10 protein-coding genes and 3 pseudogenes are annotated in these 9,597 nt (G+C 45.4%); 10 read left to right on the top strand and 3 right to left on the bottom strand.

The features are described from left to right. The coding region (locus ACLTOQ_RS14740) for a DUF6017 domain-containing protein (protein ID WP_412319761.1) at positions 1 to 895 on the bottom strand (895 nt) is incomplete at its 3' end. Between the two features lie 128 nt (positions 896 to 1,023). After that, the gene (locus ACLTOQ_RS14735; protein ID WP_412319760.1) at positions 1,024 to 1,242 is read right to left on the bottom strand and encodes a hypothetical protein; all 219 of its coding nucleotides are present in this window, start codon (positions 1,240 to 1,242) and stop codon (positions 1,024 to 1,026) included. Between the two features lie 179 nt (positions 1,243 to 1,421). Here ACLTOQ_RS14735 and ACLTOQ_RS14730 point away from each other — a divergent pair. The 10 genes and pseudogenes from ACLTOQ_RS14730 to ACLTOQ_RS14685 all read left to right on the top strand — a co-directional run. After that, positions 1,422 to 3,113, top strand: a pseudogene (locus ACLTOQ_RS14730) (DUF4368 domain-containing protein); the annotation flags it as partial. Positions 3,114 to 3,433: 320 nt separating this feature from the next. After that, positions 3,434 to 4,663 carry a hypothetical protein gene (locus ACLTOQ_RS14725; RefSeq protein WP_004853606.1) on the top strand — a complete coding sequence of 410 codons (1,230 nt, stop codon included), beginning with the start codon at positions 3,434 to 3,436 and terminating at the stop codon, positions 4,661 to 4,663. Positions 4,664 to 4,665: 2 nt separating this feature from the next. After that, positions 4,666 to 5,301: a CHC2 zinc finger domain-containing protein gene (locus tag ACLTOQ_RS14720; RefSeq protein ID WP_004853608.1), complete on the top strand. Its 636-nt coding sequence runs from the start codon at positions 4,666 to 4,668 to the stop codon at positions 5,299 to 5,301. Further along, entirely contained in the window at positions 5,255 to 6,541 is a 1,287-nt protein-coding gene (locus ACLTOQ_RS14715; RefSeq protein WP_023923443.1) for a virulence-associated E family protein, read from the top strand. The genes ACLTOQ_RS14720 and ACLTOQ_RS14715 overlap by 47 nt, the downstream gene beginning before the upstream one ends. 252 nt (positions 6,542 to 6,793) lie before the next feature. After that, a complete protein-coding gene (locus tag ACLTOQ_RS14710) occupies positions 6,794 to 6,958 on the top strand; it encodes a transposon-encoded TnpW family protein (protein ID WP_004853612.1) in 165 nt (54 codons plus the stop codon). 112 nt (positions 6,959 to 7,070) lie between these two features. Next, entirely contained in the window at positions 7,071 to 7,517 is a 447-nt protein-coding gene (locus ACLTOQ_RS14705) for a hypothetical protein (protein ID WP_015533334.1), read from the top strand. Positions 7,518 to 7,664: 147 nt separating this feature from the next. Beyond that, positions 7,665 to 8,246 (top strand): annotated as a pseudogene (locus ACLTOQ_RS14700) (VirD4-like conjugal transfer protein, CD1115 family); the annotation flags it as partial. Between the two features lie 97 nt (positions 8,247 to 8,343). Continuing rightward, on the top strand, positions 8,344 to 8,721 hold the full coding sequence (locus ACLTOQ_RS14695; protein ID WP_055219871.1) for a TnpV protein: 378 nt from the start codon (positions 8,344 to 8,346) through the stop codon (positions 8,719 to 8,721). Positions 8,722 to 8,735: 14 nt separating this feature from the next. After that, positions 8,736 to 8,918 carry a hypothetical protein gene (locus tag ACLTOQ_RS14690; RefSeq protein ID WP_055219873.1) on the top strand — a complete coding sequence of 61 codons (183 nt, stop codon included), beginning with the start codon at positions 8,736 to 8,738 and terminating at the stop codon, positions 8,916 to 8,918. A 12-nt stretch (positions 8,919 to 8,930) separates the two neighbouring features. After that, complete coding sequence (locus tag ACLTOQ_RS14685; protein WP_055219875.1) at positions 8,931 to 9,233, top strand: hypothetical protein; 303 nt, start codon at positions 8,931 to 8,933, stop codon at positions 9,231 to 9,233. A gap of 80 nt (positions 9,234 to 9,313) precedes the next feature. Here the strand turns inward: ACLTOQ_RS14685 and ACLTOQ_RS14680 are convergent. Beyond that, a pseudogene (locus tag ACLTOQ_RS14680) lies at positions 9,314 to 9,597 on the bottom strand (XRE family transcriptional regulator); the annotation flags it as partial.

The following is a 9,597-nucleotide window of genomic DNA, read 5'->3' as shown; positions in this document are numbered from 1 at the left end:
CAATGGTACTCGGCGCGTTGAACAGCACCGCTTTTAGATACTGCTTGATGTTGCGCACTTTGGTTGTGTTCTCCCTCATGCAATCCAAAACAAACTCAATATGGCTGCTGTTCAGCTTCAAAAATTTGGATTTCACCAGTTCGGCGGGGTAGTCGTCCCCGGCAATACGGATTGTCTTTCGCGCTGTGCAGACGGTTTCCAGCATGAGGTCAACAATCTCATTTAGGCGGTCTTTGTCCATTTTGGGGTCTTGAATGAGAATGTCATACTCGATATTGTCCTTGATAATCTCCCTGTAAATCTCTACTGCGCTATTGCTTTTCGCTTCCGTTCTTTTCCTTTCCGGCGGCGAAGCCGCTTCGCCCTGCTCAAAGGGCAAGGGATTTAGGGAATGGAATGGAAAGGAATGGGTACTTGATAAATCAGTAATTGATTTTTCTTTACTTGATATATCTTTATTTAATTGCGTTGGATTTTCCAACGTAGGTTTTTCCTGCGTAGGTTTTTCCAACGTTGGATTATCCAATGTTGGATTTTCCAATGTAGGTAAATCCAATATAGGCGGCTGTCCGCCGCTGGTAGCTGCTTCCGGCTCTCGCGGCTGCGGCTGCTCGTATATGACGTAATCTGCGCCCCGCAAGCGTCCCTTTTCGTCGCGCTCCCGGCTGCGCACGATATATCCGGCTTTTTCGAGTTCCTTTACCGCTTCGCGGATTGCGTCGATCTTCTCCCGGTTGATATGGGATAAGCCCGCAAGGGTATAATCCCAATCCTCCGGCAAGGACAGCATTTGCGAAAGCAAGCCTTTTGCTTTTAAGGACAATTCCTTGTTTCGCAAGTGGTGGTTGCTCATAACGGTATATCCCGTATTTCGCTCCACTCTGAAAACTGCCATTTTTCCTCACTTCCTCTCTTGGTCTGCGTGGACAATTAGAAAGCCGTTTTCGGCTGTTTTGGTATTGCAATATGCCCTTTGCCGTTTTCGCGTCTGCAAAGCCGCATGGCACAAGGGCTTTTGCCCGTCTATTTGTCCATGCTGGCGTGCGTTTTCCGCGTCCTTTTGCCGGGGCAATAGGGACACTCTTTGAAAACGCAAAACTCATATTTCCACCCGGGGCGGTAGAAACGGCAAGTGCCGCAATCTTCATCATCTCCGGCACAACCGGATTGATAGCGGTCAAATCCCGGCTTCTGCTGCATGAGCAGTTCAAATGCCCGCTGCTTGCCTTTTATGAAATACATTCCGGCTGTACCTCCTTTCCTGCGGGCATAAAAAAACGGCGTTACTTTCTCCCCAAAAGGGGTTAAGGTAACGCCGCTTGTGTGCGTATTCAGTTTTTAACACATTCCCTGTCTATCCGCTGTCCGCAAAACCATTGATTTTATTAGCTTTTTGCCGCTATCGCTATCACACCTCATTATTTGACAGACCATCCTTTAAGGCTATGATACAGCTTGTGGAAGATGGAGAAGTGGAAACCATTATTCTAAAGGATATGAGCCGGTTAGGGCGGGATTATCTTGTGGTAGGTCAGCTCCGGGAGTTCTTTCGCAAAAAGGGAGTTCGTCTGATTGCGATTAACGATAATCATGACAGTTACAATGGAGATGACGATTTCCTTGTATTCAGGGATGTTATGAATGAAATGTATGCCAAGGATATCAGCAAAAAGATAAAATCCACATTCAAATCCAAGGGAAAATCCGGAAAGCATGTGGCAAGTGTTACACCATACGGATACCTGAAAGATGAAAATGACGGAAACCATTGGATTGTGGATGAAGAAGCTGCCGAAATTGTGAGGCTGATATTCAAATGGACTATTGATGGGCTGGGTCCTTATCAGATAGCAAAACTTCTGCAGGAGAAAAAAGTGGAAATATCGGCAGTGCATATGGCACGCTTCGGGCAGGGGAATAACAGAAACAAGAAAGTGAAAGACCCTTATGGATGGGGTTCTTCTACAGTAGTCGGGATATTGAAGAAAAGGGAATACTTAGGTCACACGGTCAATTTTAAAACACAGAAGCATTTTAAGGATAAAAAGAGCCATTATGTATCAGAGGACAACTGGGTAATATTTGAGAATACGCAGGAGCCGATTATTGACCAGCAGACCTTTGATACAGTGCAGAAATTACGGGAAAATGTAAGGAGATACCCGGACGGATGGGGAGAGCATCATGTTCTTACCGGTCTTATGTATTGTGCTGACTGTGGTGCAAAAATGTATGTGCACCGGACAAGCAATGGAAAGAGGATTGCCCAGTATACCTGTTCTGCTTATACCAAGGTACCTTGCGGAACATTGTGCAAGACACAGCACAGGATTAACGAGTCAGTGGTGCTGGAACTGATAGGAGACACACTCAGGGCAATCTTTGAATATGCAAAGTATGACCGGAGCGAGTTCATAGACACCATAACAATGGCACAGTCAACACAGGAGGATGCAGAGGTAAAAAAGGTCAGGGCAAGAATCGCAGTGGCTGGAAATCGCTGTGAGGAGCTGGAGAAGCTAATCTGCCGTATTTATGAGGACAATATTCTCGGCAAACTACCGGACAGCAGATATGAGGTTCTTGATAAGCAGTATGCCAGGGAAAAAGCGGAGCTGGATGCAGAGATTAAGGAGCTGGAAGCGAAGCTCACAGAATATGAGAAAAGCAGAAATTCTGCCGGCAAGTTTATTGCACTGATTGATAAATATGAGAAGTTCGAGGAACTGACACCGGCAATGGTAAATGAATTTGTTGATAAGGTGCTGGTGCATGAAAGAGACAGAAAGGGGAGCATCCAAACCACGCAGGAGATTGAAATCTATTTCAATTTTGTTGGTCGGTATGTTCCACCGGCAATGATGACAGAACCTACTGCTGAAGAGCAGGCTGAGATTGACCGGATTAACAGAATCAAGGACAGGAGACATCAGCAGTATTTACGAAGAAAAGAAAGTGGATGGCAGAGGAAATATGAAGAGCGTGTAAAAAATGAAAAGCGTGCAAAAATGCAGGCAATGAAAGAAGAAATCCGCAGGCAGGACAGGGAGAACGGAGTCTATGCAACGGCAGGCAGTCTTGCATTGGAACCGACGATTGGAATGCCTGAATAGGATTTCGCAGAAAGCACTTGAGAGAAGTCTTGGGTGCTTTTTTCATGCTCAAATTTCCGCAGGAAATGCAGGGCAACCGGAGAAGTTGAACTGTGTTATCCGTCCTGTGGGATGACAGATTTCAACTCCTTCGGAGCAGAGTACAGAGGTGCAACCTTTGTCGGAGTTGAGAGGCAGAGCCTTCATCAGGTCAAGGGCAGAAGCCCTGCCCAGTTTATTGTCGTAGCGACAATAAGTACTGGGTATTACTTGCCGCAAACGCAAGGGTTTATCGGCTCCGCCATCAAAAAAACAAAACAGTGGAGAGGAGAGAAAAGACAATGAAAGCTTCAAGGCATAATGGCAGAAGTGGAAAGCATGGAGTCTATGATGTAAAGCATAATGACAGGGATTTTGATGTGGAGCACAGTGAACATATTGATTCGGAAAGAACAAAGCAGAATGTTTACTGGGACTGCTATCAGGGTTACAGTTTTGCGGGCAGTTCCCAAGAGAGGCAGTTTAATTTTACAGAAATTGAGCGTGCCTATTACTATGAGCATTATTCAGATTTTGTGGATGCACAGAATGAGAGGAATGAGCAGGCAAGGCATCCGGAGAGAAACAGAACGATTGATGATGTACTGAAAAACAATAAGACCTGCCCGGAAGAAAGCGTGATACAGCTTGGCAATATAGACCATGCGGTTACACCGGATGTGCTAGCTAAGGTATCAGCAGAGTTCTTTGACGAGTTCAATAAAAGATATGGCTCCCACATTCATATATTGGACTGGGCACTGCACCTGGATGAGGCAACCCCGCATATTCATGAGAGGCATGTATTTGACGCAAAAAACAAATATGGAGAATTATGTCCCCAGCAGGATAAGGCACTGGAAGAGCTTGGCTTTGAACTGCCTGACCCAGCAAAAAAGAAAGGGAAATACAATAACCGGAAAATGAACTTTGATGCAGAATGCAGAAAATTGTTTTTGGAGATAGCACAGAGAAACGGAGTGCAGGTGGAGTGTGAGCCGGTTTATGGTGGTGCAGGCTATCTTGAAAAGCAGGACTTTATAATTGAAAATCAGAAAAAGCGAATTGCAGAGAAGCAGGCAGTTCTGGATGAGATTACCATGAGAGTTTTGGATATGGAGAATTTTGTGGAACAGGTAGCTGAGGATGCCTATGAAAAAGCGTGTGAGGCAGTATCTGATACAATGGCAGAGCAGACCAGGGCGGAAGATATTGAGGAGCTTCGCAGATATAAAAAGTGGCTGACCTCGGATGAGAGAAAGACACCAAAGGACAAGCGGGATTTTGTCGGAAGGTGTCTTGATAATTTGGAAAACAGGCTCAGGGGCATGGCACAGAAAGTAGCCGGGAAAGTAATGGAAACATTGCAAAATCCACGCATAAAGGAGCAAAAGAAGTCTGAGGTAAAGGAACATGCAAGGAAGTCAGTCCGTGCCCTTCTTGAGGCAAACAGGAAGCTTGTAGAGGAGCAGAGAGCAAAGGTGGCAGAAACACCAGCACACAAAAAAGCAAGGGGAGAGGAATTGGGATAAGCATGAATGTATTTGCAGTAGTGAAAGAAAATGTCACTGCAAGGCAGGTGGCTATGCAGTATGGCATCAAAATCAACCGGAGTGGGCTGGCTTGTTGTCCGTTTCATAAAGACAAGACTCCCAGCATGAAGATTGATAAGAGATACTATTGTTTCGGCTGTGGAGATACCGGAGATGCGATAGATTTTGTGGCAAAATATTTCGGGCTTGCACCAAAGGAAGCTGCAATGAAGATTGCATCTGACTTTGGACTGAATTATGACGCAACCAACCGGGCACCACCGAAAAAGATGGCACCAAAGAAAACACCGGAGCAGATACTGGATGAAGAGCAGAAGCAGTGTTTTTGTGTTCTGTCAGACTATTATCATCTGTTAAGGAAATGGAAAACAGAATATGCACCGAAGAGCATGGATGAGGAATGGCATCCCTGCTTTGTAGAAGCTCTGCAGAATATCAGTAAAGTGGAATATCAGCTTGATACTCTCCTTGAAAAGGATATCCCTGACAGAGCTTCTGTTGTTTCTGACATTGGAAAGGGGGTGAAGTCGATTGCAGGAAGAATTGAAGAGTATCGGAGAAGTCAGGGCGATGCTGGAGAGCACAGAAAAGGGAGAAGTCAGGAAAACAGTCGGTAACTATCGTCTGATTTTGATGAATGACCCTAATCTGCAGGGTGCATTCCGTCTGAACATGTTTACGGATAAAATCGACATTACAAGGGATTTGGGATGGTATCGTGAAAGCGACAGCCTGACGGATGTTGATTTGAAATTCCTTGTTGTCTACCTTGAAAAGCATTATGGATTATCCAACGAAAAGCGGATTGAGGATGTGATAAAGGTCGTGGCAAATGAAAACAGATACCATCCGGTTCTTGACCGCATCAATTCCATAACATGGGATGGCAGGGAGAGGATACGCTATGCACTGCATCACTTCTTAGGGGCAGAGGTCAGTGAGTACACCTATGAGGTAATGAAGCTTTTTATGATAGGGACGATAGCAAGAATTTCATGCCCGGGCATCAAGTTTGAAGTAATGCTCTGCCTGGTAGGTGGTCAGGGAGCCGGTAAATCCACTTTTCTGCGTTTCCTTGCCATGGAAGATGACTGGTTTACGGATGACTTGAAGAAAATGGATGATGATAATGTATACCGAAAAATACAGGGGCATCTGATTATAGAGTTCCCTGAAATGGTGGCAATTCTCAATGCCAAGAATGTGGAAGATACCAAGTCCTTTATGAGCAGACAGAAAGACACTTACAAGACCCCATACGACAGGCATCCCAAAGACCACAAGAGGCAGTGCGTGTTTGCCGGTTCATCAAATTCGCTGGATTTCCTGCCTATGGACAGGTCGGGAAACCGAAGATTTCTGCCTATTCTTTGCAATATGGAAGAGGCGGAAACTCATATACTCGATGATGAAAAGACATCAAGGGAATATATCGACCAGATGTGGGCAGAGGCTATGGAAATCTACAGGAGTGGCAAATGCCAGCTGAGGCTTCCGAAAGAGATGGAAAAAGAGCTTTGTGAGTATCAGAAGCAGTTTATGCAGGAAGATACCAAGAAAGAGCTGATTCTTGACTATTTGGAGCATTACGAGGGAAGCATGGTATGTTCAAGGCAGTTATATTCTGAGGCATTGGGAAATGACGGAAATCCGGCACAATGGGAAATTCGTGAGATTAATGACATTATGAATAACTGCAGTGATTGGATTGCCTTTAGTAATCCAAGACATTTTCCTGAACCATACCGCAGGCAGAAAGGATGGGAGAAGCCTGACAACAGAGGTCAGGATTTTCAACCGATAACCAAGGAGCAGATGGAGCAGTTATCATTGCCACCGGAGTGGATGGAGAGATAAATGCCTGATAGGTTGTCGGCTGGTTGTCTATCCCGTTGCCAACCCCGTTGTCGATTCTATGTTCTATAAAACCTTATATTTACTATGTTTTTAAGGGATATATATAGTTCTGACAACGAAAGCAACGGAATATTTGAGAAAAAGTAAATTTAGGAAAAGTAACTATAAATAAAAGGAATTGAGAGTTTTTAGAGGTCGGTTGTCAGCTGAAAGAGGCTCTTCCTTACCAGGCAGACATAAAGGAGAACACAAATGGAGAATAGAAAATCACACACACCGGTAGCACTCAGAAAGCAGATAGGTGGCACAATGTATGTTGTGAGAGTGCATTTCAATGAGGATGCCGAAGAAAGCATGAAGGACAAGATAAAGAGGCTGATTGAGAATGATGTTAGGGCAAATCAGCATACGGCATAGGTAGAAAAGCATATGGAAAACTTGCATATATTGTGGTATAATTAGTATGTTCAATAAGAGCGAAAAATAAGAATATTCTTAACAGATGAATTTATGGAAGGGTGAATTTATCATGAGGAAGAATGTAAAAATCATTGTTGGTGTCGTTGTGCTTATTCTTGTACTCGTTGTTGGTTCTTTTGTAGGACTCATAATTAACCGTACCAACGACCATAAATTTGGGAGATATGTATCAACGGAAGGTCCTTGGGGAATGACTGCCACCTGGGTATCGGAGGACAGTGCCAGTTATCTTGTCTGCAAGAAGGAAAACGATGAACCGTTTGCCAATGTTACAGCCTATTTTCAGGGTGTGGACGGTTGGCAGGCCTATGAGTTGAATAGCATCGATAGAATTGTTTATCTGGACATTGTAAAAGATGGCGTTGTTGTTGACGGCACCAGCGGCTATATGAAATTTGATGGAACTACATTTACTATTACAGATCTGGACAAAGATACCTTTGGTGCAGATGAATTTCATTATGTCATTACCGATAAGGAGTTCAGTCCCGATTAAAGTGTCAAACCTATTCCAGTTTGGGCATGAGGTTGCCGAAAATCAAAAGTGAATAAAAATGACTTTATAGCCATTGTGGAGAAATCTACAGTGGCTTTTTTCATGCAATGAAATGTATGGGTACTAAAAAGTCTTTGACATTTTGTTTCAGGAAAGACAGCAAAATCCATTCTGATTAGCTGTGGTGCAAGGTTAGCACCATTTGATATTGCGGAGCTGCGCGAGGTTACATCCTACGATGAGTTGGAACTGGATACGCTGGGAGACAGAAAAACGGCTCTGTTCCTCATTATGAGTGATACGGATGACAGTTTTAACTTTCTCATTTCCATGTGCTACACCCAGTTATTCAACCTGCTTTGTGAAAAGGCCGATGATGTGTATGGCGGCAGGCTTCCGGTTCATGTGCGCTGTTTGATTGATGAGTGTGCTAACATCGGGCAGATTCCGAAGCTGGAAAAGCTGGTGGCCACCATCCGAAGCCGTGAAATCTCTGCCTGTCTGGTGTTGCAGGCACAGAGCCAGCTCAAGGCAATTTACAAAGATAATGCCGATACCATCATCGGCAATATGGATACTTCCATCTTCCTGGGTGGCAAAGAACCAACGACGTTGAAAGAGTTGGCGGCTGTTCTGGGAAAGGAGACCATAGACACTTACAACACCGGAGAGAGCCGGGGACGGGAGACCTCCCACTCGCTTAACTATCAGAAATTGGGAAAAGATATGCCATACTTGTTCGTGAAGAGTTCAGTTGCCTTGAATTTATCATGAACAGGGACACGATCAACTGGATTCTGAAATAACTGAATACAGGAGGTCGAACATGGAGCATTTACCAAAGAAAATCCATCAAAACGGAATCAGCTACACGCTGGTGGGAGACTACTACATCCCCGATCTGGAGCTACCGGAGGAAAGCCGCCCCATTGGGCGGTGGGGCCGGATGCACAAAGCGTTTCTGCAAGAACACCGGCCCGGCCAGTACAATGCCCTGCTTCTGTCGGGAAAACTCTGGACATATCTTGCTGACCTGAACGAACAGGCCGCTGACCGGCTGGCGTGTATCGTCTCGCAGATGCAGGAGGCGGAGGGTGTCACCGAGGAACTGAAAGCCCGTGACCAGCTTGCGTGGGTCGGGGGCATGAACAGCATTCGCAGCCGAGCAGAGGAAATCATCCTCTCTGAGATGATTTTTGTTTAAGGAGGTGCCTGTCTATGAGATACCGTATCGAATACGCCGATGGGCGTTATTGTAACTTTGCCAACGGCAGGGCTGAGCTGCTGAAATGGCTGAAACTGCTGAAGCAAGAGGAAATCTCCGACATCCGCAAAGTATATAAAAGCGGTGTGTCAGATTCCGTCCTGGAAACATACCGGAATTATATCCGCCCAGCATAAGGAGGGGCGCTTATGGGTACAGATATAGAAAAATTGGTTGATTTGATGATTCAGGAGCGGATGCAGAGCCAGTTTGCTAAGTGGCGGGAGGCAGAAACCGGCACGGAGAAAAAAGAGGACTGCCTTCGCTTGGAAAACGAGTATGAAAAAGCAATCAGCGCATTGTCTGAGGAACAGAAGGACGCTGTAAGACACTACTGTGATTCTATTTTCGATTCTGGTGCAGAAAGCGAGTGCTTCTTTTACCGGCTGGGCCTCAAAGATGGCATCCGTCTCTGGAAGTTTATGAAAAAGCTGATGAAAACGGTCAGCTAACGGATGTATAACCACATATTTTATTCCGCCCACAAACGGGTCGAAAGCCGTCCAACGGTACAGATTGGGCGGCTTTCCTGTTATCTGCGTTTCTTCCGCTTGGGCGCATAGTACGGCTGCGGCTTGGCCTTTCCTCTCATGTTGTTGGGATTTTTGAGCATTTTGGACAGGCTCAGTATCCGCAAAAATGCAGAGAAGTCCTCTGAGGAAATCTTCTCGAAGGGTATCTGCATTCTGTCGCAAAATTCGTGGATTACCACTTCCTCTTGGCTGCCCTGTTCGAGCGCCTGTTCAAACTTTTCCTTGACGTCATCCAGCGTGGGCTGCGGGTCGGCGGTGGTCTTGTCCTTGCGGTGTGCTTCCC

The sequence above is a fragment of the Gallintestinimicrobium sp. genome, assembly GCF_046968865.1.
In the GTDB taxonomy this organism is placed as follows: Bacteria; Bacillota; Clostridia; order Lachnospirales; family Lachnospiraceae; genus Gallintestinimicrobium; species Gallintestinimicrobium propionicum.
This window is presented reverse-complemented; position numbering and strand designations above follow the sequence as displayed.

What these genes read in the sequence shown, in the direction of transcription:
- ACLTOQ_RS14735 (WP_412319760.1), bottom strand. Translation starts at nt 1,242, where the DNA reads ATGTATTTCATAAAAGGCAAGCAGCGGGCATTTGAACTGCTCATGCAG.
- ACLTOQ_RS14725 (WP_004853606.1), top strand. Translation starts at nt 3,434, where the DNA reads ATGAAAGCTTCAAGGCATAATGGCAGAAGTGGAAAGCATGGAGTCTAT.
- ACLTOQ_RS14720 (WP_004853608.1), top strand. Translation starts at nt 4,666, where the DNA reads ATGAATGTATTTGCAGTAGTGAAAGAAAATGTCACTGCAAGGCAGGTG.
- ACLTOQ_RS14715 (WP_023923443.1), top strand. Translation starts at nt 5,255, where the DNA reads ATGCTGGAGAGCACAGAAAAGGGAGAAGTCAGGAAAACAGTCGGTAAC.
- ACLTOQ_RS14710 (WP_004853612.1), top strand. Translation starts at nt 6,794, where the DNA reads ATGGAGAATAGAAAATCACACACACCGGTAGCACTCAGAAAGCAGATA.
- ACLTOQ_RS14705 (WP_015533334.1), top strand. Translation starts at nt 7,071, where the DNA reads ATGAGGAAGAATGTAAAAATCATTGTTGGTGTCGTTGTGCTTATTCTT.
- ACLTOQ_RS14695 (WP_055219871.1), top strand. Translation starts at nt 8,344, where the DNA reads ATGGAGCATTTACCAAAGAAAATCCATCAAAACGGAATCAGCTACACG.
- ACLTOQ_RS14690 (WP_055219873.1), top strand. Translation starts at nt 8,736, where the DNA reads ATGAGATACCGTATCGAATACGCCGATGGGCGTTATTGTAACTTTGCC.
- ACLTOQ_RS14685 (WP_055219875.1), top strand. Translation starts at nt 8,931, where the DNA reads ATGGGTACAGATATAGAAAAATTGGTTGATTTGATGATTCAGGAGCGG.